This is a genomic window from Nocardia sp. CA-129566 (assembly GCF_050956075.1).
In the GTDB taxonomy this organism is placed as follows: domain Bacteria; phylum Actinomycetota; class Actinomycetes; order Mycobacteriales; family Mycobacteriaceae; genus Nocardia.
Map to the genome: position 1 here is coordinate 3,765,032 of NZ_CP192085.1, position 23,904 is coordinate 3,788,935.

Sequence of the window (23,904 nt, forward strand, 5' to 3'; positions counted from 1 at the left end):
CATGCGCATGGAGCAGATGTACCAGGAAGTGATCCTGGACCACTACAAGCACCCGCATCACCGCGGGCTGCGGGAGCCGTTCGGTGCCGAGGTGCACCACGTCAACCCGACCTGCGGTGACGAGGTGACCTTGCGCGTCCAGCTCGACGACAACGGTGATGTCGCCGATGTGTCCTATGACGGCCAGGGCTGCTCGATCAGTCAGGCCGCCACCTCGATCCTCACCGACCAGGTCATCGGACTACCAGTCCAGCAGGCGCTGAAGGTCGTCGACTCCTACAGCGAGATGATCTCGAGCCGCGGCACCGTCGAGGGCGATGAGGACATGATCGGCGACGGCATCGCGCTCGGCGGAGTGTCGAAGTATCCGGCACGGGTCAAATGCGCGCTGCTGGGTTGGCTGGCGTTCAAGGATGCGGTGATTCGGATAACCTCCGCCGAAGAGGCCAAGCGGACTATGAGCAGCGATATCTCCACGAATGGAAAGCCGTCATGAGCGAGACACCAGCGACCGAAATGACCGAGCAGGTCGAACTTTCGGCCGAGGACATCAAGCAGCTCGAGGATATCGAGGAGGCGATGCGCGACGTCGTCGACCCCGAACTCGGCATCAATGTTGTCGACCTCGGGCTGGTCTACGGCATGAGCGTCGACCAGGACAATATCGTCACCCTCGATATGACCCTCACCTCGGCGGCCTGCCCGCTGACCGATGTCATCGAGGATCAGTCCCGCAACGCCCTGGTCCGCTCCGGCTTGGCCGAAGACCTCAAGATCAACTGGGTCTGGATGCCTCCGTGGGGCCCGGACAAGATCACCGAAGACGGCCGCGAACAGCTGCGCGCCTTGGGCTTTACGGTCTAGAACCGCGACTACACCGCCGCGACGAGTCCGTCGCCGCGGATGTGACGGGATTGCCCTGAGAACAGCGCGCCGATCAGCACTGCTGTTGGAATGGGAAGCACGGCGCCGAAGGCGGTTCGGACGGTGGTGGTTGCGGCGGACCAGTCGGCTCGATGCTCGATCCCGGGCGTGGCTCGACGACAGTAGGGGTCGGGTCCATACCTTCGGAAATAAGTAGCCAGGTCGTGCCGACTATCACCCCGACCACCACCACCGTCGCGAGTAGTTGCGGCAGGCCCGAGATCAGCTTCACCGCTTTGGCGCACACGGTGAGAACGCAGATGCGCACCACGGACGCCAGCCGCGGAGCCGAAGCCCGATGCGTGGGCTCGGCGGCGGGTGCGCTGTCCGGCCGCACCAATGGCATGGGTTGCGGCTCGGCCCGCGGCGGCGGTTCCGGCGCAACCGTCGACGAAGGCAGGGGCTCTTCCTCCGAAACAGGCTGCGCCGCAACCGTTGCCGAAGGCTGGGCCAGTGCTGTCGACAATGTCTGCGGCTGCATCTCCGACACGGACTCCGCCTCGGCCTCGGTCGAACGCTGCCGCGCTTGCACCGATCGACTTCGACGGTCGAGGTCACCGCGGGACAGCGGCTCGTCCGACGACCTACCGGACTCGATCCACGACGACCACTGGCCCGTGAATGCCGACGACAACTGCGGAGCCTGCCGAGGCGACGGCGGCCGTAGCGCATCCGGACGTTCCACCGGCTCCGGCGGCGGCGCGGATACCTTGGCATGCGCATCCGTATCGGTACCGATGTCGGGTAGCGAATGTGCCACGTCCGTCGAAGGCTCCTCGTCGATATCGGTCGGGAGCCATGGTGGATATGGAGTACTGGAATGCGACAGCTCCGACGACGTCCGACCGTCGTCGGCAAGGTCGACGGCGCCGAGCGCGGACGACGCATGGGCTTGCACCAGCACCTTCGACGCGGGACGCTGGGGTCGTCTGGTTTGCGACGGAAACCCTTCGGCCACAAGATCTTCCATCGTGACCACAGGGGAAAGGCCGAGCTCGCCGAGCAGTTCGTAGGCCTGCTCCGCGGTCCAGATCAGCTTACGGTTCGCCGTTCGAAGGAACCAGGCTCGCAACCCCGCCGACGAGTCGAGGACCACGGTGCCGCCGGGCTTTCGCGATTCGATGTCCAGTGTGATGGTCGCTTCTCGGGGCGGCACGACCACGATCAGCTTGTCGGCGTGGGCATCCGGGTGCCGCCTGCGCACTATCTGGCTCAGCAGGTTCGCATTGCTCGTCACCTTGTCGAATGGATCACCGTCGCGGCGGGGAACCGGCTCCCCATCGAATCCGGAAAGCTGCCAGCGCCCGTCGGCCCCCATCGACAGGGCCCCGCCGGTCACCTCCGAAGCGATCTCCTGGACTTCGATCACAGCCACAGCGCGCGGAGTAATGACCACCACGTCCATCTGCCGTGTGGCGCCACTCGGGTTGCCGTCGGGTATGGGATACCCCGAAACAGCAAGCCCCACAATGACGTATTGGCCGTTCCAAGTCCGTAGCCAATCGAGCACACACTGTTCGGGTCGTCGCGTCGACCCTTCGTTGACAACCAGCATCGAGGTAACTCTTCCGTCTCGCTCGCACAGTCGACCCCACCACGGTATTCATCCCAGACGGCTCGCGAGAATGCGAAAGGCATACAAAGAGCAGGGTTTTGGCGACAAAAGGTGTGACTGTTTCAGTGCGTCGGCAGATGGGAGTGCCGCGGCGACCAGCATACCGACGCCGCCATGGGATGAGCACGGCGGCGGTATGGAGGAGTCCCGGCCGCCGTCACATTCTGCGGGTGGCGCTGGTCATAGCGGTGACGGGGAGGCGCCCGTCACCGCCGCGGCGGATGATCTGTTGGAGAGAGAAATATGTCGCAACGCTCGCGCTCGGGACGGTTACGGACCGGCCTCTACTGGTTTCTCGGATTCGAGTTCTTCGTCGGCTTCGCCACCAAGTTCTGGCCCGGGTCTACATTTTTCGGGCCCGCGTATGCGGAGAAGTTCGCGGACTGGGGGTTTCATCCGAATATGCGGTTCGTGGTCGGCGCGCTGGAGTTGATCGCCGCTGTGCTGCTGGTGATTCCGCGCCGGGAGAGCAGATTCTTGGGTGCGGCCATGCTGGTGCTGGTGTTGACCGGGGCGGTGACCACGCATCTCATCGATGACGCGCCGTTCTGGCAGGGCACCTCCGCGCCGATTCATCTGGTGATCATGATGATTGTCGCGCTGGCGAATTGGCCCGCGGACTGGCGAGATGTGGTGCCGCCGTGGGGCCGGGTCGCAGCCGCGGCGAGCGGTGCGGTGGTGCTGCGGGATCGCTGATTCCCGGTTTGTCGGATCCCGGTGCTAGAAAGGTCTGGACAATTCGGATCGGGCCGAGCACGACCTCGATCCGAGGCGATTTTCTGAACTGGGGAGATATCACATGTCACTGTCGTCCAAGGCCGCCATGGGTCTGGTGGCCGCATCCGCTGGTGCCTGCATCGCCGCTGGTGCCGGTGCCGCACAGGCGGATGGGGGCCTCTACGGCTCGCTGGCGATCTCGACCTCGCCGCGGGGCGATGCGACCCTCGGATGGGCGTACAACTACTCGAACTGGGCTGATTCGGATCGTGCCGCCGTGCAGCAGTGCGGCCTGTCCAGCTGCCACGTCATCGTCCAGTTCGCCAATGGCTGCGCGGCCGTGGCTCGCAACGGTGATGAGCACTTGGGCTGGGCCTGGGCGCCGACGCGGGCCGAGGCCGAACAGCAGGCGATCGCCAATGCCGGGCCGACCGCACCGCCGCCGCTGCTGAACTTCGGCAGCTCGGTGCCGCGCGGACCGCGCATCGTCGATTCGCAGTGCACCGCGAACGCGGGCTGACGTCCTGACCGACCGAGCGCGCTCTCGACGCGATCCGCGTCGAGAGCGCACTGATTCCGCAAGGCCCACGCCGAAGACTCAGCGGCGCAGCACCTTTCGGGCGACGAAGTTGCCGAGAAACTGAATGCCCTGCACGCCAACGATAATGATGAGCGTGGCGACCAGGGTCACCTGCCAGTCGAAGCGCTGATACCCGTAGACCAGCGCGAAATCGCCGAGCCCGCCACCGCCGACCGTGCCCGCCATGGCCGACATATCGACAATGGCGATCACCACGAAGGTATAGCCGAGGACCAAGGGCCCCAACGCTTCCGGGATCAGCAGTGTCAGAATGATCCGCAGCGGCCCGGCCCCGACGGCCCTGGCCGCCTCGATAACGCCCGGATCCACCGTGACCAGATTCTGTTCCACGATCCGGGCTATGCCGAACGACGCCGCCACGATCATGACGAAGGCCGCGGCCTCCGTTCCGATCGTCGTCCCGACCACCTCGAGGGTGACCGGGCCGAGTGCCGCGAGCAGGATGATGAACGGGATCGGCCGGACCACATTCACCAGCACATTGAGCAGCAGGTTGATCGGCGCATTCGCCAGCAGTCCGCCCTTGCGGGTGGTGTAGAGGGCGGTGCCGAGGAACAGCCCGATCAATCCGCCCACCACAAAGGTGAGCAGCACCAAGTAGATGGTGGTGCCGATGGCCTCGGTCAGTACCGGTCGGAGTTTGTCCCAATCCGTATGCACGGCTAGTCCTTTCAGCCGACGCAGATCGTTTCTATCGACCTGCGAGCAGGCGCTAGCGGCGATCGAGTGCGTCGATCACCTTGTCCACGTCGTCATCCGAACCGTGCAGGGCCAGCGTCACACTGCCGAAGGTCCGGTCCTGCAACGTGCTCACCCCGCCGTACACCACCTCGAACTCGACACCCGCGTGCGCGGCGGTGGCCAACGCCGCGCCGATCCCGCGCTGGTCATCGATATCCACCGTGACCAACCGGCCACCGTGCAGCTCGCCGAGTCGCCGCAGTTCCGCGGCGTCGGGCCGATTGTGCAGCACGGTCTCCACGAACGACTGCGTCGGCGGTGCCTGCGGACTCGCGAAAACCTCGAAGGTGCTGGCGAGTTCGACGATCTTCCCCTCGGCGAGCACCGCGACCCGATCGGCCACCGCGCGGATGACATCCATTTCGTGGGTGATCACCACAATGGTGACGCCGAGTTCGCGATTGATCTTCTTCAGCAGCCGCAGCACCTCACCGGTGGTCTCCGGATCCAGTGCCGAGGTCGATTCGTCCGCGAGCAGCAGCGACGGTGAGGTCGCCAGCGCCCGCGCGATGCCGACCCGCTGCTTCTGACCGCCCGAGAGCTGATCGGGATAGCTGCGGGCCTTATCGGCGAGCCCGACGAACTCCAGCAGCTCCTTGACCCGTGCCTTGCGTTCGGCGCGCTGCCAACCCGCCACCTTCAGCGGATATTCGATATTGCCCGCGGCCGTGCGCGATCGGAACAGGTTGAACTGCTGGAAAACCATGCCGATATCCCGGCGGATGCGTCGGACCTCGGCCTCCCGCACGCCCGTAATGGGTGTGCCGCAGACCTCGACGGTGCCGGTGGTCGGCCTCTCCAATGCGTTGATCAGTCGGACCAGGGTGCTCTTACCGGCGCCGGAATAGCCGATCACACCGAAGATCTCGCCCTGTTCGATGCGCAGGTCGATGGCGTCCAGCGCGATATGCTTATCCGCGCCCTTGCCGAAAACCTTGGTGACCGACCGGAATTCGACCGCGGGAACCGATGTGTGGCTCACTTGCCGTCTTTGATGGTCTGCTGCACCCTGGCCAGAATCTGCTCCAGCTCGGGACCGGTGCGCTTGACCTCGACCGCGGTGTTCTTGGTGACCTGGGCATGCGCCTGCTGCACATCGGGGTCGTGCCAGAGTTGGGCCACCTTCTGGTAGAGCTCATTGTTCTTGTCCGCAGCCCTGGACACCACGACATTGATATACGGTTCGGCGGCCGGATTCTTCGGATCATCCTTGTAGAGCGCCGAATTGGGGTCGATGCCGGAGCGGTCGAGGAAGGTGTTGTTGATGATCGACCCGTCGACCGAGGCGAGCGAGAGCGCGGTCTGCGCCGCGTCGACCGGGGTCACCTTGACCTTGGACGCGCCCTTATCGATATCGGCGGGTGTCGGCGCCTTGCTGTCACCGGAAAGCTTCAGCAAACCGGCGGCCTGCAGGACGAACAGCGCCCGCGCCTGGTTGGTCGGATCATTCGGGATCGCGATCTCGGCGCCCTGCGGCAGGTCCGCGAGCGACTTGTGCTTCTTGGAGTAGAGCCCGAGCGGCACGATATAGGTCGAGGCGATGGGGGTCAGGGTGTCGTTATTGGCGACGTTGTAGGCGCCGAGGAACTGCAGATGCTGGAACAGATTCAGATCGATCTGCTTTTGCGACAGTGCGAGATTCGGCTGCTTGTAGTCGGAGAAGTTGGTGATCCGCAGGGTGATGCCCTGCGATTTCGCCTTCTCCTCGAAGACGTCCCAGGCGTGATCCTTGTCGGTGGTGCCGATGCGCACTACGTTGTCCGAGGAAGCCTTGTCGTCGCTGCCGCACGCCGTCAGGGTGAGGGCCGAGGTGGCTACCAGGACCGGGATCGCCAGTACCCGATGGAATTTCACTCGTGCTCCCGAAATGCTTGTCGCAGTATGAACCCGGTAATCCAAGCGATGTCTCCGGCTGTCGGGCAACGGTTTGGATTGAGCTGAGCGAAACTCTGGCAACTAGTTGGACGTACGTCTAGGTTGCCTGCAATGCGATTGCTGCGCCATGTTCTGGTGATTCCCCTGCTTCTTGCCCTGACCGCTGGCGGAGTCGCGTGTGGCCGGGAGCACCACGACGACGTGGTGCGCATCGGCGTGAACGATATCTCGCTGCCACATTGGGACGTCTATCGGAAGAAGGCCGCCGAACAGGGCATTGCCGTCGAGTTCGTCAATTTCACCGACTACAACCAGCCGAATCCGGCACTGGCACAGCGCCGGATCGACCTCAACAAGTTCCAGCACGTGCGATACCTGGCCAATTACAACGTCCGCAATAACGACACCCTGGTGCCGATAGGTGCGACCGAGATCTTCCCGCTGACCCTGTACTCGCGTAAGCACAAATCGGTGGCCGAGATCCCCAAGGGCGGCCAGATCACGCTGAGCAACAATCCGGCCAATCAGGTCCGACCGCTACTCGGCCTGGCCGCCGCCGGGTTGATCGTGCTGAAGGGCGGCGCGAGCTGGGATTCGAAGATCGAGGATGTGGACACCGACGCCTCGAAGGTGAGCCTGAAGACCATCGATCCCACGCTGACCGCGCAATCGCTGGAGAGCGTCGATGCCGCATTCGTCGACGACACCTTCGCGCGTCCGGCCGGTCTCACCAAGAACGAGACCATCTTCACCGACGATCCCGAGCGCCCGGAGTTGAAGCAGTACATCAATGTCTTCGCCGCCCGAGCCGAAGACAAGGACAATCCGAAACTGCTCGCGCTGGCCAAGCTCTACCACGATCCGGAGGTCGAGGCGGCGGTGCGGGCCGAATCCGGATATCAGGGCATCTTCAAGACCAACGATCCGGCGGATCTACAGGCCACGCTGGCCGAGCTGCAAACCAAGTTTCGCAAGTAGCGGTCACTCCGGAATGCGTTCGGCGTATTCGGTGGCCAGCCGTGCGAATTTGGGCCAGAACGGTTCCGGCGTGCGGTTCGCCAGCCGTGCGGCGAGCAGGTCGAGGTGGCTGTGCCAGCCGCCGGAGACATTCAGCACCCGGGAGCGGTCGGGGAGTTTGCGATGGGTGAGCTCGAGGCGGACCTCGTCCTCGACGCTGGTCAACTCGAAGGTCACTTCGGAACCGTCGGACCAGGTGAAGGTGAGCAGCTTCGGCGGATCGCAGGCGAGGATCACACCGGGCTCGCGGTGCTCTCCGGCGTACTCCGCGGGTGCCGGATCGTCGGCATCGGTGAGTTCGGAATTGCGGAATACCAATTCGACAGCACCGCCCGCGTGCAACTCCATATCGCCTGCGGCCAGCCAGGTTCGGCGCAGCTCGGCATCGGTGATGTAGCGCCATACCCGTTCGATCGGTCCGGGCAGCAGCCGCTCCAGCCGCACCGTTCCCGGTTCGACCAGCGTCCCGTAATCGCCGTCGCGCATCGTCATGATTCGTCCTCCCGTCGCAGGATTTCTTCGAGTCGATCGAGTCGTTCGGTCCAGAAGCGCTCGTAGAAGCGCATCCACTCGACGCCACCGCGAATCGGCCGCGCATCGAGGCGGCATATATGAACCCGCCCGCGCACCATGCGCTCGACCAGCCCGGCCCGCTCCAGCACCTGGATATGCTTGGACGCCCCCGCCAGCGACATCGCATACGGCTCGGCCAATTCGCCGACACTGTGCTCACCATCGGCCAGTTGCCGCAGCATCGCGCGCCGCGTGGGGTGGGACAGCGCATGGAACAACGTATCCAGCCCGGCTTCATCCTCAACCACATGGTGAGTCTGCCCGCACAGTACCCAACAGTCAACCGATTGGTTGAATAAGTCGGTGATTCGACCTATCGCTCGACCGGGGCGGTATCGCCGGAGGTTGCCGCCAGGACGCGGGCGGCCTCTCGGGTGGCGTTCGTATTCGGTTGCAGCGCACGGGAACCCCCGAGTTTTGCGCGCAGATGTTCGGCGACGGTGATCGGCTCGTACTTACTGCCCGCACCGATGCAGGAAGGCAGGGTTTCGATGCGGGCGTCGGGGTTGCCATCGTGGAAGAAGGCCGCACTGCGGCGTCGCTGAATGGTGCCATCGGTGATGGGCGGCATGACGCGGTGCAGGGTGGACAGCCAGCGTTCATTGGTCCAGCGCGCCATCAGGTCGCCGAGGTTGACCAGGAGGGCGTCGTCGGCGGGTTGCACATCGTGCCAGCGGGTGTCCGCGCCGAGAACCTGCAGACCGGGGGCCTGATCGGCCCACAGGACGGTGACAATGCCGTAATCGGTGTGCTCGCCCATGCCGGTGAGTTCGCCGTCGAGATGGATGGCGCCCGGTGGCAGTGCGTAGTTGTTCATCCGCAGGACGTCGAGGGAGTGGTCGGTGAACCGGGTGAAATAGCCGGGCGGCAGTTCGAGGGCGTCCGCGAAGGCGGTGGTGAGGGTTCTGGCGATGCGGGCGGCGTGCGCGAAGTAGGCCTCCACCGGTGCACGAAAGCCGGGAACCTGTGTCGGCCAGAGGTTTTCGGCGTAGTCGTACGTCGAAAACGCGACGTGCGGGTAGGCGGCCGCGGAAATGCCGACATTGAAGGCCTCGAAGAAGTCGTTCATGCGAGCCGCGGATTCGACGCCGAGGCTGAGGCTGAGGTTTTCGCTGTTGGGCGGGGAGTAGCCGCGGTTGATCTCGGGTGGGGTGCGATAGTCCCGTTTCGTCGCCGGATCGAGGTCGAAGAACGAGTCGACGGCGGCCGCGAAGTCGTCGAGCACCTGCCGCGGGATCGCGTGACCGGTGATCTGCAGGAAGCCGACGGTGCTCGCGGCCGCATCGATCGCACGGGCCACCGGTCGGCGCTCGGTGTCGGAACCGCCGTCGACGTAGGGCGAAATATCGATGACGGGCACATGGAATTCCATCGCTGGTGTCCTCCCTCTTCGACATCTCGATAGTAAGCGCTGCTTGCCCGGGTGCTGCTGGTCAGCGCACGAGAAATGACCTCGGGGCATATCCGGCGGGGTATGGCGCGCGCGGCCCGTGACGGCCATGATGCTGGAGTGGACGACACAACGTATCGGGACACCCGGCTCGCCCTGCACGCGGCGGGGGAGTTGTTGATCGCCGGACCGCAGTTTCGGCGGTTCGGGACCATCCGCATGCGCGTCGTCCACGGCGGCTTCGGCGGTGCGCAATGGCCGGTATCGGTGATCGGCGCCGATCTGGTGTGGCCGGAGGGGCGCACGCCGCTGGCGGGGACCTACGACAAGGTGGCGGCCAGCGCGGGATTCGAGGCGCAGGCCCCGGAGGGGGTCTACGTCGACACCACCGGAACCGATCCCGGCGATGCGATCCAGGTCGATCCGGAGGCGGCGACGCAGATCGCGGACTGGTTCGCGCTCGGCGATGCCGCATTGCGCTGCGCGGCCCCCGATGTCATTCCGGTGCTCTGGCCGGAGCATTTCGACCTGTCCAGCACGGTGCACGAAGTCAATTACGGTGTGTCGCCAGGTGATTCCGCACATCCTGGGCCATACGCCTATGTCGGCCCGTGGACACCGCGCAGCGGCGATTTCTGGAATACCTCCTTCGGTGCACTGCGCCCCCGCGAGGAGGTCGACACGGTCGCGAGCCTGCTCGACTTCTTCGCCGAGGGGAGGGCCCGGGCCTCGGAGGGGTGACCCCGCAGCCGTTACCCGGCGAGCGAGTGCAGGTAGGCGGCGGTGGTGGGGTCGGCCGGAAAGTAGGATTCGATCGCGATCTCGTCGAGCGTCACATCGAAGGCCGCGCCGAACCGCATGATCGTATTGAACAACGATAGCTGCGTACCGCGATGGCGGATGTGGATGGGCAGTGCGATATCCGCGGGATCGATCCGCGGGGGACCGGCATCGGGTGCGAACGCACTCAATTCCCCATACAGCGCGGCCAATTCGGGATCCCCCGTCTGTGCGGCCTGCCTGGCGAGACGCGGCAGCAGAAATCCGCGCACCTGATCGATATTGCGCACGCGCGGCGCGAAACCCTTGGGGTGCAGCCCGACTCGCATCATATTGATGGGTGGTTCGAGCAGCGCCGGATCGACCTCATCGAAGAACACCTCGGTCGCCGCGTTGGCGAACAACAGATTCCAGCGGCTGTCGATGGCCAACGCCGGGAACGGCTCATGTGCCCGCAGCACCCGCTGCACCGCGGCCCGTGCCTCGGCCAGATCCGGATCGTCCAGCGTCCGGTGTCGATAGGTCGGTGCGTGACCGGCCGCCACCAGTAGGCGGTTGCGTTCCCGTAGCGGAATACTCAGGTGCTCGGCGAATCGCTCGATCATCGCTGGACTCGGCACGGTCCGCCCCGTTTCGACAAAACTGATATGCCGCGTGGAAATTCCGGATTGCGCCGACAACTCGAGCTGACTGATCCTGCGCCGCGTCCGCCACTCGCGCAACAGCACACCCACGTGCCGATCTCGGTCCACGCACACCAGTATCACCGCGTTGCCGCGCCGCGCCATTACATGCCTGGTAATCGACAGGCTTACCACCCTGCTGGGACGGTTACCCGCATGACGAACAATCTGGCAACCCGCAATAAAGAACTCCTGCTGCGCAGCCTCGCCGAGTTCACCAACGGCAATATCGAGGTGCTGCGAACCCTGTTGCACGAGAACTTCATCGAACACAGTCCCGGGAACCCGTCCGGCCGTGACGCCTTCATCGAATTCACCGCGAATTCGCCGGTGGCCAAGGCTCGACTGGAGATCAAACGGGTCATCGCCGACGACGACTACGCCGTCGTGCACTACCACATGATTGCGCCCGACGACGCGCGCGGCATCGCGGTGGTGGACATCTGGCGACTGGTCGACGGCGTGATCACCGAACACTGGGATGTCGTACAACCGGTACCCGACGACGATCAGATCCCGCACGGAATGTTCTGATCCGGCTAGGCAGTGTTTCGAGTGGTGACACCGGAGTGCCCGGCCAGGCCGCACGTGGTTGCTGAATCATTACTGAAACACGGCCAAGGGGTTTAGGCTCTAGAACCATGACCGCCTTCACCGGCAAGGTCGCATTCATTACCGGCGGCGCAAGTGGCATCGGCGCAGAGGTCGCCCGGCGATTGCGCGCGCGCGGCGCGCACCTGGTGCTCATCGATATCGACCAGCCTCCGCTGCGGGAGCTCGCGGCGGAGCTGGGCGGCGACGAGCACGTCGTCGCGGTCTCCGCCGATGTGCGCGATCTTCCCGCAATGGAGGCCGCGGTCGCCCGAGGGATCGCGCGATTCGGCGGTATCGACATCGTCATGGCCAACGCGGGCATCGCCAGTTACGGGTCGGTTCTGGGGGTGGACCCAGCCGCCTTCCGACGGGTGATCGAGGTCAACCTCCTCGGGTGTTTCCACACCGTCCGCGCCGCCCTGCCGTCGGTCATCGAGCGGCGCGGGTACGTGCTCATCGTCTCCTCCATTGCGGCCTATATGGCGATGCCGGGGATGGTGGCCTACGATGCTTCCAAGGCCGGGATCGAGCACTTCGCCAACGCGCTTCGGCTCGAGGTCGCACACCGCGGCGTCGATGTCGGGTCCGCGCACATGTCGTGGATCGACACCCCGCTCGTGCGGGAAGGTTTCGCGGACCTGCCCGCGGTCACCCGGGCGCTCGCCGAGTTGCCGAACCCGATCCGCAAGACGACCTCGGTGCACGAGTGCGCCGCCAGGTTCGAGCGGGGAATCGAGCGGCGCGCCAGGCGGATCAACGTGCCCGCCTGGGTCGGCGTGCTGCGCTGGCTGAGACCGCTGCTGCAGACGCCGTTCGCCGAGCGTCAGAGCGGTAGAACCACCCCGACGCTGCTGTCGGAAATCGATGCCGAGGTGACCAGGCTCGGTCGTTCGCTCAGCGCCCGGACGCAGGCGCTCGGCGAAGACTAGGGTTCAGCGGGCGACGCGTCCCTCACCGGCCAGTCGGCCGTGGCGGATCAGCGCTCGCTTGGCCCCCGGCGGCATCGTGGGCAAGGCCTCGTCAGCGGAATCCGGTTCGGGCTCATCCGGATTCGGCCGGACGAATAGCGTCACGGTTGCCGCTGGCCGGAATCCGTTGCGCGTCATGAGCGTCGCGGAGGCGGTATTGCGCTGCTCGACATCGGTGACGATGCGTCGTGCGCCGCGTGCGAACAGCGCATCGGAGCAGATGTCGACGAGGCGGCGGGCGATACCGAGACCCTGCATATCGGGTGCGACGGCGATCCATTCGAGATAGGCCCAGTCGTCACGATGTTCGAATTCCATCGAGCCGAGGACGAATCCGACCACCCGATCGGAGTCGAGAGCGACCCAGCACGCGTTATCCGGGCTGTCCAGATGTTCGGCCACCGACGTCAGCGACCATGAGGTGTACGGCTTGACGGTGGTGTCGAATACCTCGTGTCCCAGATCCAGCACTTGGCGCAGATGGCCGAGGCCCATCGGGACGATCGCTATGGCGGGGTCCATGCCGCCCAGTTTGCCAGGGGTGTGCGGGTGACGGTTACGCGCCCTTGCGGGCGGCGGTCTTCTTCGCGGTCTTCTTGGCTGGCTTGGCGGCGGTCTTCTTCGCGGCTGCCTTGGTGGCCTTCTTCGCCGGTGCCGCCTTGGCCTTCGGCTTCGTGGCCGCGCTCGCGGAGCTTTCCGCGGCCCGCCGCCCGCTGGCCTCCAGGCTGCGCTGCAATGCCGCCACCAGATCGACGACCTCGGCATCCATCTCGGCGGGCACGGCCTCGGGCTGGCTGACGATCTTTCCGGTACCGCTGGCGATCGCGTCGTCGAGCACCTTCTTGAGCTCGATCTGGTATTCGTCGGTGTACTGGTCGGGATCGAAATCGTCGGACATGGTTTCGACGAGCGTCTCGGCCATCTTGATCTCCTGCGGCTTCGGCTCGGCGACGCCGTCGAGGGATTCGAAGTCGACCGCGCGGACCTCATCGGGCCACAGCAGCGTCTGCAGCACCAGCACGCCGTCGCGCACGCGCAGCGCGGAGAGCCGGGTCTTCTGCCGAAGGGTGAAGTGCACGAGGGCGGTCCGATCGATGCGTTCCAGCGTGGTCGCCAGCAGCACGTAGGCCTTGGGGGTATTCGAATCGGGCTCCAGGTAGTAGCTCTTCTCGAACAGGATCGGGTCGATCTGGTCGGAGGGCACGAACTGCAGCACGGGAATCTCGTGCTTCTCCGCCGCGGGCAGTTTGCCGAAGTCCTCGTCGGTCAGGATGACCTTGTCACCCTCGGGTGATTCGTAGGCCTTGTCGATATCGGCATACTGCACGGACTTGCCGCATACCGTGCAGACCCGGTCGTACTTGATCCGCCCGCCGTCCTTGGCATGCACTTGGTGGAACCGGATATCGTGGTCCTCGGTGGCGGTGTACACCTTGACAGGGACGTTTACCAGCCCGAATGCGATCGAGCCCTTCCAGATAGCTCGTGCCATCACTCCATCATGGACGAACCCATTCGAATGCGCGCGCGAATCGGTATCCCGAGTGTCGCGGTCGCGACGCGCCGACGCAGGGGAGTCGGCAGGGCGGCGAAGAGGGTGCGCATAGCGGCGACAGTGCCGCCGAAGTCGGTGCGCCCCGATAGATACGCGCGTTGTAATTCCGGCGGCATCGTGAAGAAGGCATCGAAGAAGACCGCTATATCGGCGGGCGGCAGTGCGAGCAGCGCCCGCAGACCGGCCGCCCGCAGCGCATGGACGGCGCGCGCCCGCATCGACCATGCCGTGGCTCCGAGCGCGACCGTATCGGCGGCGGCGAGTGCGGCGGTGACGCTATAACCCGTTGCGGGATGGGTGAAGCCGCCCGCCGCGCCGAAGCCGCGTCGCCCCGGCCGCCCGCCCTGCACCGGGAATCGCACGCGCTCGATCGGTTCGGTCCCGGTGAGTTCGATCCCGCGCGCCCGCAACCGGTGGTGCAGCCGGTCGCGCAGGACCGCGGTGCCGAGGGCGGGACGCCCGGCGAGGCAGGTCTCCTCCAGCAGCACGGTCCGCGCACCCAACGGCACCGCGTACAGAAACGATGGGGGCGCACCGGGTTCCGCGCCGTTGTCGGGGCGCCAGTCCATGAACAGCGGCTCGATCTCGGTATCCCGTTGGACGACAACGCCGTACGCGGTTTGCTCGGCCAGCGCGGGCGAGCGGGCTATTCCTCGTGCGTCGATAACACGATTCGCGGTATATATTGTGCCCGAAGCCAAAGTCACTGTGTTGTGCCGAATTTCGACAACGCGATCCGCCGATATGCGGGCGCCGTCGAGATTCAGCGAATCTCGCAGCCGTTCGGAATCGAAGACGACATAGGTCCGGTCGAGTCGATGCATTCGGGTGCCCCAGGCTGCGGGGCGATCGACGGTGGCGGCGACGACCTGCGGATCCAGCCACCGCGGCAACTCGTCGTACCACCCCGCATACGTTGCTGACCAGCGGCGATCCGGTAGCGGATCGACGGCGGTGACCGACATTCCGTGTGCGAGGCAGCGGTGCGCGAGCGCGCGACCGGCGGGGCCGAGGCCGCAGACGATGATGTCGGCGGTCATCGCGCGGCCGAGTCGGAATGCGGATGCCGGTGTGGCACAGCGAGTTCGGCGGTATGCAGGGCGGATCCCTCCGTTCGCGGATCGATTCGTCGGTCGTGCGGAGCCTACTGCGCGGCGGATCGGGCGCCGTTGCGTGGTGATAGTTCACAGATACCGACGGTGACATTCTTCATAATGCGATCATGTTGAATCTGGATTTTCCAGCACTGATGTGACCCGCGAGTAGCTCGGCGTCGCAATCGGACTGGTCACTTTGTGCCGTGCGTCGTATGCTCGGCGTTGTCGGATGGATTGCCCAGGGTCGGGCAATCCGGACGTGATTGCCGAAATCAGTGTGGATTTCGTAGCTCGCTGTTCCCCAATTCTGTGGAACGGAATTCCCGCACCCCTGCCCGAGGCCATTGTCGTGCCAATGGGCAGTTCGTGCTGCCTGTCTCTGTCGAAAGGACCGCTACGGTGAATTCTTCCCGATTACGCGCCCTTGGAGCCGCCCTTCCGGCCGGCGAATACACCACCTCCGAAGTACTCGATCGGATGACGAGCGGCGGCGAGTTCGACGTCGAGCGAATTACCGGCATCACGCACCGCTATATGGTGGATCGCACCGTCGAGGACACGCTGACCCTGGGTGCGAGGGCCGCGCAGGACGCACTGGCCAAATCCGGCCTGGACGCCGCCGACCTGGACATCATCATCTGCGGCGGCACCACGGTGCACGAGGGCTTCCATATGGTCTTCGAACCGTCGGCATCGCAGGAGATCGCCCGGCGCATCGGTGCGGTCAATGCCTCCGGTTATGACGTGGCGAATGCCTGCGGCGGCACCATGACCGGAATCTATCTGCTCGACAACATGATTCGTGCCGGTGTTGTCCGCAATGGCATGGTTGTCACGCCCGAAGTGATCTCGCCGGTGACCGAGGGCGCGCTCGCCGAGGCGATCGATGTGCGCGATCGGCAGTTCGCCGCACTCACCCTCGCGGACGCGGCGGTGGCGGTCATTCTCGACCCGGCGGTCGACGAAGACGATGTGCTGCACTATGTCGATCTGACCACCTGCGCCGAGTACTCGCCGCTATGTATCGCCAAACCGAGCGATGCCAGCGAGAACATGATCATGTTGACCGACAATCTCACCATGCAGGCCGCGCCACGCCGTGAAACCTGGGCGAAATTCCACAGCGATATTCTCGCAAAACGCGGCACCACATTCGCCGACGAGAAGTTCGACTTCATCGTGTTCCATCAGCTCGGTGTCGGATTCACCGAGAAGCTCGCCGAGTCCGGCAGCAAGATTCATGGCACCGAGATGCCGCCGCGCCTGGCGACCGTCGAGAAATACGGCAACACCGGGGCAAGTACGCATTTCTTGGTACTGCACGACTACATTTCCCGTGGCGAGCTCCCGAAGGGCGCGAAGATCTGTTTCGTACCGACCGCGTCGGGAATGGTCTTCGGCGTCTTGTCGGCAACGATCAGTGCATTGGTGGGATGAAATGACGTTCATTATTCGCCGGTCCGCCGTCAGCGCCGACCCGACCCTCGGTTCCATCGATCACGCGGTGCGGGCGGGCGAGGAGTGCCTCTCGGGGGCGGGCGTGGCGCCGAACGATATCGATGTGCTGATCAATGTGGGCGTCTACCGCGACAGCAATATCGTCGAACCGTCGAATGCGGCGCTGATCCAGAAGGAACTGGGGATGCACCTGGACTACCAGGTGGGCTCCTCGCGGGCGGGGTTCTCGCTCGATCTGCGCAACGGGTCCTGCGGTGTGCTCAACGCGCTGCAGGCCGCGGGCGCGCTGCTGGAGAACGGCACGGTGGAGCGAGTGCTGATCGTCGCCAGTGACGCCCATCCGGGCGGCGTCGGGCACGCACCGGCCGACTTCCGCTATGCCGCGGTCGGTGCGGCGCTGCTGGTGACCAAGGGTATCGATGAGGGCACCGGTTTCGATCGGGTGCACATCCCGGCGCCGCTGCCGCGCGCGGTCGGCACCCATCCCGGTGTCGCCGGATACCTCGATCTGAAGGCGATGGGCAACGACGGACAGCGTTCGATCACCGTCGATGTCGCCGACGACTACGCCGAACTGGTCACCGGCGCGGCCTTTGCCGCGGTCCGCTCCTACCTCGCCGAGCGGCCGGACGCGCGGCGCGTGCTGGTCACCAATAACCCGGTGCCCGACTTCGCGGCCACCCTGGCGGGCGAATTCGGTTTCGCCCGAACACATCAGGCCGCGACCGGCGATCTGGACGCGGGCAGTTCGGGTCTGATCATCGGCTATCACCAACTGCTGGAAACCGGTGCGCTGTCGGCCGGTGACGAATTGCTGCTGGTGGCGGCGGGATCCGGTCCGATCGCCGGATGTGTGAGCTACACCGTCCCCGCCGGTGGTGCGGGGTGAGCCAGGAGCTTGCCGATCTGAGCGCGCTGCTGGATCACCAGATCCGACAGCGCGCCGATCTGCCCGCCATCAGCTATCCGACGGTCGCGCACCCCGAGCGTGCGCAGCGCGCGGCGGATCTCGGGTTCGCGGTGCTGACCTTTGCCGAGCTGGGCGCGCGGGTGCAGGCGTATGCGGCGGCGTTCGAACGGATCGGGATCACCAAGGGCGTCAAGACCATTGTCATGGTCAAGCCCGATCCCGATCTGTTCGCGGTGATCTTCGCGCTGTTCCGGGTCGGCGCCGTGCCCGTGGTGGTGGATCCCGGGATGGGTGTGCGCCGCATGCTGCACTGCTTCCGCAGCGTCGGTGCGGAGGCGTTCATCGGGATCCCGCTGGCGCATCTGGTGCGGCTCGCGGCGCGACGTACCTTCCGTTCGGTGCGGGTGCACGTGACCGCGGGACGTTCGTACTGGGGCGGGCACACGTTGCTCGCCATGCGGCAGACGCCCGGCGCGGTCGCATCCGAGATCGCCCACGCACCCGACGATCTGCTGATGATCGCCTTCACCACCGGCAGTACCGGACCGGCGAAGGGCGTGGAGTTCAGCAGAGCCGGATTCGCCGCCTCGCTGCGGGTGATCGAGCGGTTGCACGGCCGCCCAACGGGTTTCGTCTCGCTGACCTCGGTACCGCTGTTCGGCATCTTCGATCTGTTGCAGGGCGCGCATGTGGTGCTCGGACCAGTGGATCCGGTGCGGGTGTCGAAGGCGGATCCGGCATTGCTCGCCGATGTGGTGCGGTCCTTCGAAGCCACGGATGTCACCGCATCGCCCGCATTGCTCGGGCCACTCGGGGAATATCTGACGCGGACCGGTACGGCACTGCCGAGCCTGGTCCGGGTCATCTCCATGGGCGCGCCCGCGAATCTGGACGCACTGGCCCATGCTCGGGCGGCGCTCGGCGAGACGGCACAGGTCTTCACCACCTATGGCGCGACCGAGGCGCTGCCGCTCACCACCCTCGAATGGTCCGAACTCGACGAAACGCGCAAGCAGACCGCCGAGGGCGCCGGCACCTGTGTCGGACGCCCGATCGCGGAATCGGAGAGTGACACTCGAGTTCGCATCATCGCCATCTCCGACGACGAAATCCCGACCTGGCACGACGATCTAGTGCTGCCGCAGGGCCGGATCGGCGAAATCGTCGCCACCGGTGCGCAGGTCAGCACCGCATACCACCGCAACCCGACCGCCGATGCCCGCAACAAGATCGATGAGAAGCGCCCGGACGGCACCGTGCGCCGCTGGCACCGCGTCGGAGACCTGGCCTGGCAGGACGAATCCGGACGACTGTGGTTCTGCGGCCGCGCGGCCCAGCGGGTCCGCACGGCGGCCGGTGACCTGTTCACCGTCCAGTGCGAGCAGATCTTCAACACCCATCCGGATGTGCACCGCACCGCACTCGTCGGAGTCGGCGAGCCGGGCGCACAGATCCCGGTGCTGTGCTTCGAATTGCGCTCCGGCGTCGCCACCTCGGAGATCCCGCGGGTGCAGCGGGAACTGTGGTCCATCGCGCGTGAACGCGAAGTCACCAGGCCCATCAAGGTATTCCGCGTCCATCCGGGATTCCCGGTCGACATCCGGCACAACGCCAAGATCGGGCGCGAGGAACTGGCCGAATGGGCCGGAAAGGGTATGAGGCCATGAAGGCATTGGTCACCGGGGCAACCGGATTCCTCGGCAGCCATATCGTCGACGCCGCGGTCGCCGCGGGCGACGAGGTGCGTGCCGTCGTCCGGCCGTCGAGCGATCTCGGGTACCTGTCGACGGTGCCCGAACTCGAAACGGTGGCAGGCGATCTCGGCGACTACGAATCGCTGGTCACCGCCTGTAAGGACATCGATGTGGTCTACCACAGCGCCGGACTGGTCGCCGAGGTCGGCAGCCGGGCCCAGTTCTGGGAGGCCAATGTCGAAGGCACCCGGCGACTGATGCGGGCCGCGCGGGAGGCCGGTGTCGGGCGGTTCGTCTTCGTCAGCAGTCCCTCGGTCGCGACCTCCTACGACACCGACCGCTTCGGCATCGACGAGTCCGAGCCGTATGTGACCGATCCGAAGAGCCTGTACGTGGCGACCAAGGCCGCCGCGGAACAACTCGTCCTGGCCAGCAATACCCCCGATTTCGTCACCTGCGCGCTGCGGCCGCGGATGATCTGGGGGCCGCGCTCATCGGGCTGGATGACGCTGCTGCTGCGCAAGCTGAAGTCCGGCAGGCTGCCCGACCTCTCCGGCGGCAAGAGCGTCATGGTGTCGATCACCTATTGCGAACACGCCGCCCAGGCCTGCCTACAGGCGGCGCGCTCGGATCAGGTCGCGGGCAATGCCTACTTCCTCGCCGATCCCGAGGACGTCGACCTGTGGAAGTTCGTCAAGGACCTCGCCGTCGCGCTGGACCTGACGCCACCGACCCGCACCATTCCGAAACCGGTTTTCGACGCCGCCATCACGGTTTTCGACACCATCTGGCGGGTGCCGGCGATCAAGGAGCGCTACGCGCCGCCGCTGTCGAGCTGGACCACGGCGGCACTGACCGTTTCCAACACCTACGACACCAGCGCCGCCGCACGGGATTTCGGCTACGCGCCGACGGTATCGCTGGCCGACGGACTTGCCGCCTACCTCGACTGGGTCGAACAGGTCGGTGGCGTCGATGCCGTGATCGCCCGCGGATGACTTACGGCCGCCGCCCGCCCCGGAGCGAAAGCCGATCCATGCCTAGGAGGCTCGCATGATGACCACCCGGCTGACCAGCCGCCCGACCGGCACCGCCGCGGTGCCGACCGCACCGGGCGCCCTACCCCTCATCGGGCATTCGCACCGCCTCGCCCGCAGGCCCTACCGCTTCCTGCAGACGCTCTCGGAGCTCGGCCCTGTGGTGCGGGTGAAGATTCCCGGTTACGACACCTACGTCGTCACCGAACCGGATCTGATCCGAGAGGCCTTCGTCGGTCTCTCCGATCAGGGTTCGATGATCGATCGGGCCGAGGCGCTGCTCGGCGCTGGCGTCACCGTGCTCTCCGGTCCACAGCACAAGCGGGAACGCCGAATGATCGCTCCGGCCTTCGCTCGCGGCCGCATCGCGCAGTACGCCACCGTGATGACCCGTCTCGGTGCCGAACAGGCCGATGCCTGGCGCGATGGCCACATGGTCGTCGTCAATACCGAGATGCACGACCTCGCACTGCGCACCGTCGCCGGAGCGCTGTTCTCCGGGGACCTCGGTGCGGAGACCGGCGCGGAAATCCACGAGATGCTCACGCCGGTGATGACGCTGCTCGCCCGCCGGGTCACCCGCCCGGCCTGGATCGACAAGCTGCCGCTGCCGAGCAACCGCCGCTTCGAAGGTCTTGTCGCCGGGATGAAGTCGGCCACCAGCAAGATCATCGCGGCATATCGGGCCGACCTTGCCGCCGATCCGACTCTCGACCACGGCGACCTGCTCGACACCCTGATCAAGGCCCGCGACGAGGACGGTGTCGCGCTCACCGACGCCCAGGTGCACGATGAGCTGATCAACTTCCTGGTCGGCGGCACCGAAGCCACCGGTATGACGCTGTCGTGGGTCTTCCACGAACTGGGCCGAAATCCCGAGCTGGAGGCCGCTTTCCACGCGGAGATCGACGCCGTGCTCGGCGGTCGTCCCGCCGAATTCGCTGATCTGGCCCAGCTCGATCTGACCAAGCGGATCGTCATGGAGACGCTGCGCGTGTACTCGCCGTGGCTCACCGTGCGCGATGTGCCCGCGAACTATGAACTCGGCGGCCGGGCGCTGCCCAAGGGGTCCATGCTGCTGGTGTGTCCGGTTGCGGTGCACCGGGATCCGGCGGTGTTCCCGGATCCGGACCGGTTCGACCCGGACCGCTGGCTGCCCGCGGCCATGGAGTCCCGGCCCAAGGGCGCCTACCTGCCCTTCGGCATGGGCACCCGCCAGTGTCCGGGAAATGTGTTCTCGCTCACCGAGGTTGCGCTGCAGGTTGCTACGATTTGCGGGCGCTGGCGCCTGCGCCCGATGCCCGGTATCGCGGTGCAAGAGACGGTGATCGGCGCCCTGGTGCACCCGAAGCATCTGCCGATGCGGGTGGTGGCCAGGCAGGTGCAATCCGGGCACGTCGCGGATTCGTCAGGGAGCGAGCGCGGCGCGGCTTAACGAGTGATGAGGGTGTAGCGGTGTTCGAACTGACCAAGCGGCGCAGCAAGTGGATACTCGGCGTATTCGTCGTGCTCGCGCTGGCGATGGGGATGCTCAGCTCGACGTTGTTCGACAAAGTACAGGGGGGTGGCTACAGCGATCCCGGTGGCGAAGCCAGCCGGGCCACCGTGATTCTGCGCGAAACCTTCGGCCAGGCGCCGCCGAACTTGGTGCTGCTGGTGCACAGCGACACCTCGGTAGACGATCCGGACGCCGCCACCGCCGCGGTCAAATTGGCGCTGAAGCTCAAAGATGAACCGGGCGTCGCGGGTGTCATGTCCTATTGGATGGACAAGTCACCCGCGCTGCGCAGCGACGACGGCAAATCCGGCCTGATCGTCGCCAGCATCCTCGGCGAGGAGGGCGAGGTCGACCAGAAGGTCGGCGGGCTCGCGGATCGCTACGGCGGCACCCACGGCCCGGTCCAGGTGCGGGTCGGCGGCTACGCGATGTTGTTGCACGAGACCGTGAAACAGAGCGAGAAGGACGCCGCCCTCGGCGAATCCATCGCCTTCCCGATCACGCTGGTGGCGCTGCTGTTCGTCTTCGGCGGTTTGGTGGCGGCCAGCCTGCCGCTGGTCGTTGCCGCGGTGACCGTGATGATCACCATGGGTGCGCTCTGGCTCATCACACTGGTCACCGATCTCGCCGCGACCGCGACCAATGTCGCCACGCTGCTCGGCCTGGGCCTAGCGATCGATTACAGCTTGCTGATCATCAGCCGCTACCGCGATGAACTGGCCGCCGGCGCACCGACCGGACCGGCCGTGGCCGCGACCATGCGTTCGGCCGGACGCACCGTGGCCTTCTCGGCCGTCACCGTCGCGGTGGCGCTGTCGGGTCTGCTGTTCTTCCCGCTGCTGGCGGTGCGTTCCATGGGTTACGCGGGTCTGGCGGTCGCGGCCATCGCCGCGACGGTCTCGCTGACGGTGCTGCCCGCGATCCTGCTGCTGCTCGGCAGCCGTATCGATCGCGGTCAGCTCGGCTGGTTCTTCCGTCCGCAGCGGCCCGCCCCGGGCGAGGGCTTCTGGCACCGGCTCGCGGTCTTCGTCATGCGTAAGCCGATGCCCATCGGCCTTGCGGTCGCGGCCTTCCTACTGCTGCTCGGTACCCCGTTCCTCGGGGTCGAACTGGGCTTCCCGGATCAGCGGGCACTGCCGGAGTCGATGAACAACCGGCAGATCACCGAGATCATCCAGCGCGATTTCACGGCGACAGAGACCAATGGGCTGTTCGTGGTCCTGCCCGACGGCAAGTCCGGACTCGATGCCTACGCGCGCAAACTCTCCGAGGTCGACAATGTCCGCCGCGTCGATACCGCCACCGGTAGTTACGCGCACGGCGGTCAACTCGTCCCGGGCACGGCGCAGCACGCGCGCTTCGAGACCAAGGATGCCGCATACCTCTCGGTGACACCGGATACCAGCGATCCGGGTCAGCTGGACCGGGTCGCGAAGGATCTGCGCGCCGTGCCCGCACCGTCGCAGCGTTTGGTCGGCGGTATCGCGGCGGCCAGCGCCGATTCACTCGATGCGGTGACCTCGGCGCTGCCGGTGGCCCTGGCCTACGTCGTGATCATCATGGTGATCGTGCTGTTCCTGCTGACCGGCAGTGTGGTGCTGCCGCTGGTGGCGATCGTGCTCAGCGCGCTCAGTCTCACCGCGACCTTCGGCGCACTGGTCTGGATCTTCCAGGACGGTCACCTGTCGGGTCTGCTCGATTTCACCGTGACCGGCGATCTGCCGCCGACGGTGCCGGTCATGCTCTTCGGCGTCGCATTCGGTCTGGCCATGGACTATCAGGTGTTCCTGCTGTCGCGGATCCTCGAAGAGTACGAACGCACCGGCAAGAACGATTCCGCCGTCGCGCACGGACTGGAGAAGATCGGCCGGATCGTCACCGCCGCCGCGGTCCTGATCTCCCTGGTGTTCCTGGGATTCCTGGCCTCCGACATCACCTTCATGAAGTCCTTCGGCATCGGCCTGCCGCTGGCGGTGCTGGTGGACGCGACCCTGGTGCGCGGCTTCCTGCTGCCCGCCGTCATGAAACTGCTCGGCGACTGGAACTGGTGGGCGCCGGGTCCGCTCGAAAAGCTGCACGAGCGTTTCGGATTCGACGAGGGACCGTCCGCGCCGTCGCTGCCCGATCCAGATGATCTGCGCCAGCCAGCCCGAGTATAGAAACGCCGATGGCCGTGC

At 65.7% G+C, this 23,904-nt stretch carries 25 protein-coding genes; 14 read left to right on the top strand and 11 right to left on the bottom strand.

The window, feature by feature from the left end; all coding sequences use genetic code 11:
* Position 1 precedes the first annotated feature (1 nt).
* Complete coding sequence (gene sufU, locus ACQP0C_RS16330; RefSeq protein WP_433733731.1) at positions 2-496, top strand: Fe-S cluster assembly sulfur transfer protein SufU; 495 nt, start codon at positions 2-4, stop codon at positions 494-496.
* Positions 493-864 carry a metal-sulfur cluster assembly factor gene (locus ACQP0C_RS16335; RefSeq protein ID WP_433733732.1) on the top strand — a complete coding sequence of 124 codons (372 nt, stop codon included), beginning with the start codon at positions 493-495 and terminating at the stop codon, positions 862-864. The genes sufU and ACQP0C_RS16335 overlap by 4 nt, the downstream gene beginning before the upstream one ends.
* 73 nt (positions 865-937) lie before the next feature.
* Here ACQP0C_RS16335 and ACQP0C_RS16340 read toward each other — a convergent pair whose 3' ends face one another.
* Positions 938-2,479: an NERD domain-containing protein gene (locus ACQP0C_RS16340; protein ID WP_433733733.1), complete on the bottom strand. Its 1,542-nt coding sequence runs from the start codon at positions 2,477-2,479 to the stop codon at positions 938-940.
* 303 nt (positions 2,480-2,782) lie between these two features.
* Here ACQP0C_RS16340 and ACQP0C_RS16345 point away from each other — a divergent pair, with 303 nt between their 5' ends.
* Both ACQP0C_RS16345 and ACQP0C_RS16350 read left to right on the top strand, forming a co-directional pair.
* Positions 2,783-3,235, top strand: a complete 453-nt coding sequence (locus tag ACQP0C_RS16345; RefSeq protein WP_433733734.1) for a DoxX family protein — start codon at positions 2,783-2,785, stop codon at positions 3,233-3,235.
* Positions 3,236-3,338: 103 nt separating this feature from the next.
* The gene (locus tag ACQP0C_RS16350; protein ID WP_433684421.1) at positions 3,339-3,776 is read left to right on the top strand and encodes a DUF4189 domain-containing protein; all 438 of its coding nucleotides are present in this window, start codon (positions 3,339-3,341) and stop codon (positions 3,774-3,776) included.
* 78 nt (positions 3,777-3,854) lie between these two features.
* Here the strand turns inward: ACQP0C_RS16350 and ACQP0C_RS16355 are convergent, their stop codons facing one another.
* The 3 genes from ACQP0C_RS16355 to ACQP0C_RS16365 are packed head-to-tail and all read right to left on the bottom strand — an operon-like array spanning position 3,855 to position 6,452.
* Complete coding sequence (locus ACQP0C_RS16355) at positions 3,855-4,517, bottom strand: methionine ABC transporter permease (protein ID WP_433192508.1); 663 nt, start codon at positions 4,515-4,517, stop codon at positions 3,855-3,857.
* A 52-nt stretch (positions 4,518-4,569) separates the two neighbouring features.
* On the bottom strand, positions 4,570-5,580 hold the full coding sequence (locus ACQP0C_RS16360; protein WP_433733735.1) for a methionine ABC transporter ATP-binding protein: 1,011 nt from the start codon (positions 5,578-5,580) through the stop codon (positions 4,570-4,572).
* Positions 5,577-6,452, bottom strand: coding sequence for a MetQ/NlpA family ABC transporter substrate-binding protein (locus ACQP0C_RS16365; RefSeq protein ID WP_433733736.1), 876 nt, complete (start codon positions 6,450-6,452; stop codon positions 5,577-5,579). The genes ACQP0C_RS16360 and ACQP0C_RS16365 overlap by 4 nt, the downstream gene beginning before the upstream one ends.
* 132 nt (positions 6,453-6,584) lie before the next feature.
* Between ACQP0C_RS16365 and ACQP0C_RS16370 the strand changes: the two genes are divergently transcribed.
* Entirely contained in the window at positions 6,585-7,451 is an 867-nt protein-coding gene (locus tag ACQP0C_RS16370; protein WP_433733737.1) for a MetQ/NlpA family ABC transporter substrate-binding protein, read from the top strand.
* A gap of 3 nt (positions 7,452-7,454) precedes the next feature.
* Here the strand turns inward: ACQP0C_RS16370 and ACQP0C_RS16375 are convergent, their stop codons facing one another.
* The 3 genes from ACQP0C_RS16375 to ACQP0C_RS16385 form a co-directional block, all read right to left on the bottom strand.
* A complete protein-coding gene (locus tag ACQP0C_RS16375; protein ID WP_433733738.1) occupies positions 7,455-7,982 on the bottom strand; it encodes an SRPBCC family protein in 528 nt (175 codons plus the stop codon).
* Positions 7,979-8,311 carry an ArsR/SmtB family transcription factor gene (locus tag ACQP0C_RS16380; protein WP_433733739.1) on the bottom strand — a complete coding sequence of 111 codons (333 nt, stop codon included), beginning with the start codon at positions 8,309-8,311 and terminating at the stop codon, positions 7,979-7,981. Before ACQP0C_RS16380 ends, ACQP0C_RS16375 begins: the two co-directional genes overlap by 4 nt.
* Positions 8,312-8,376: 65 nt before the next feature.
* The gene (locus ACQP0C_RS16385) at positions 8,377-9,435 is read right to left on the bottom strand and encodes an isopenicillin N synthase family dioxygenase (RefSeq protein WP_433733740.1); all 1,059 of its coding nucleotides are present in this window, start codon (positions 9,433-9,435) and stop codon (positions 8,377-8,379) included.
* A 138-nt stretch (positions 9,436-9,573) separates the two neighbouring features.
* On the opposite strand from ACQP0C_RS16385, the gene ACQP0C_RS16390 reads away from it, so the two are divergent.
* Entirely contained in the window at positions 9,574-10,194 is a 621-nt protein-coding gene (locus ACQP0C_RS16390) for a hypothetical protein (protein WP_433733741.1), read from the top strand.
* Positions 10,195-10,205: 11 nt separating this feature from the next.
* On the opposite strand, the gene ACQP0C_RS16395 is transcribed toward ACQP0C_RS16390, so the two are convergent.
* Positions 10,206-10,985 carry a helix-turn-helix domain-containing protein gene (locus ACQP0C_RS16395; RefSeq protein WP_433733742.1) on the bottom strand — a complete coding sequence of 260 codons (780 nt, stop codon included), beginning with the start codon at positions 10,983-10,985 and terminating at the stop codon, positions 10,206-10,208.
* Positions 10,986-11,072: 87 nt separating this feature from the next.
* Here ACQP0C_RS16395 and ACQP0C_RS16400 point away from each other — a divergent pair, with 87 nt between their 5' ends.
* Both ACQP0C_RS16400 and ACQP0C_RS16405 read left to right on the top strand, forming a co-directional pair.
* Positions 11,073-11,450, top strand: a complete 378-nt coding sequence (locus ACQP0C_RS16400; RefSeq protein ID WP_433733743.1) for a nuclear transport factor 2 family protein — start codon at positions 11,073-11,075, stop codon at positions 11,448-11,450.
* Between the two features lie 107 nt (positions 11,451-11,557).
* A complete protein-coding gene (locus ACQP0C_RS16405; protein ID WP_433733744.1) occupies positions 11,558-12,439 on the top strand; it encodes an SDR family oxidoreductase in 882 nt (293 codons plus the stop codon).
* A gap of 3 nt (positions 12,440-12,442) precedes the next feature.
* On the opposite strand, the gene ACQP0C_RS16410 is transcribed toward ACQP0C_RS16405, so the two are convergent.
* The 3 genes from ACQP0C_RS16410 to ACQP0C_RS16420 are packed head-to-tail and all read right to left on the bottom strand — an operon-like array spanning position 12,443 to position 15,073.
* Positions 12,443-13,000 carry a GNAT family N-acetyltransferase gene (locus ACQP0C_RS16410; protein ID WP_433733745.1) on the bottom strand — a complete coding sequence of 186 codons (558 nt, stop codon included), beginning with the start codon at positions 12,998-13,000 and terminating at the stop codon, positions 12,443-12,445.
* Between the two features lie 34 nt (positions 13,001-13,034).
* The gene (locus ACQP0C_RS16415; RefSeq protein ID WP_433733746.1) at positions 13,035-13,970 is read right to left on the bottom strand and encodes a Ku protein; all 936 of its coding nucleotides are present in this window, start codon (positions 13,968-13,970) and stop codon (positions 13,035-13,037) included.
* Positions 13,970-15,073 (bottom strand): lycopene cyclase family protein, encoded by a 1,104-nt coding sequence (locus ACQP0C_RS16420; protein WP_433733747.1) that lies wholly within the window; start codon positions 15,071-15,073, stop codon positions 13,970-13,972. The genes ACQP0C_RS16415 and ACQP0C_RS16420 overlap by 1 nt, the downstream gene beginning before the upstream one ends.
* A 456-nt stretch (positions 15,074-15,529) precedes the next feature.
* Between ACQP0C_RS16420 and ACQP0C_RS16425 the strand changes: the two genes are divergently transcribed.
* From ACQP0C_RS16425 to ACQP0C_RS16450, 6 genes are read left to right on the top strand one after another with little or no spacing between them, the layout of a single operon-like run.
* Positions 15,530-16,567, top strand: a complete 1,038-nt coding sequence (locus ACQP0C_RS16425) for a 3-oxoacyl-ACP synthase III family protein (RefSeq protein ID WP_433733748.1) — start codon at positions 15,530-15,532, stop codon at positions 16,565-16,567.
* A 1-nt stretch (position 16,568) separates the two neighbouring features.
* Positions 16,569-17,477 (top strand): hypothetical protein, encoded by a 909-nt coding sequence (locus ACQP0C_RS16430; RefSeq protein WP_433733749.1) that lies wholly within the window; start codon positions 16,569-16,571, stop codon positions 17,475-17,477.
* Positions 17,474-19,165, top strand: a complete 1,692-nt coding sequence (locus tag ACQP0C_RS16435) for a fatty acid CoA ligase family protein (protein ID WP_433733750.1) — start codon at positions 17,474-17,476, stop codon at positions 19,163-19,165. The genes ACQP0C_RS16430 and ACQP0C_RS16435 overlap by 4 nt, the downstream gene beginning before the upstream one ends.
* Positions 19,138-20,190 carry an NAD-dependent epimerase/dehydratase family protein gene (locus ACQP0C_RS16440; protein WP_433733751.1) on the top strand — a complete coding sequence of 351 codons (1,053 nt, stop codon included), beginning with the start codon at positions 19,138-19,140 and terminating at the stop codon, positions 20,188-20,190. The genes ACQP0C_RS16435 and ACQP0C_RS16440 overlap by 28 nt, the downstream gene beginning before the upstream one ends.
* 55 nt (positions 20,191-20,245) lie before the next feature.
* Positions 20,246-21,664, top strand: a complete 1,419-nt coding sequence (locus ACQP0C_RS16445) for a cytochrome P450 (protein ID WP_433733752.1) — start codon at positions 20,246-20,248, stop codon at positions 21,662-21,664.
* 20 nt (positions 21,665-21,684) lie between these two features.
* Positions 21,685-23,886: an MMPL family transporter gene (locus ACQP0C_RS16450; protein WP_433733753.1), complete on the top strand. Its 2,202-nt coding sequence runs from the start codon at positions 21,685-21,687 to the stop codon at positions 23,884-23,886.
* The last annotated feature ends 18 nt before the right edge of the window (positions 23,887-23,904 follow it).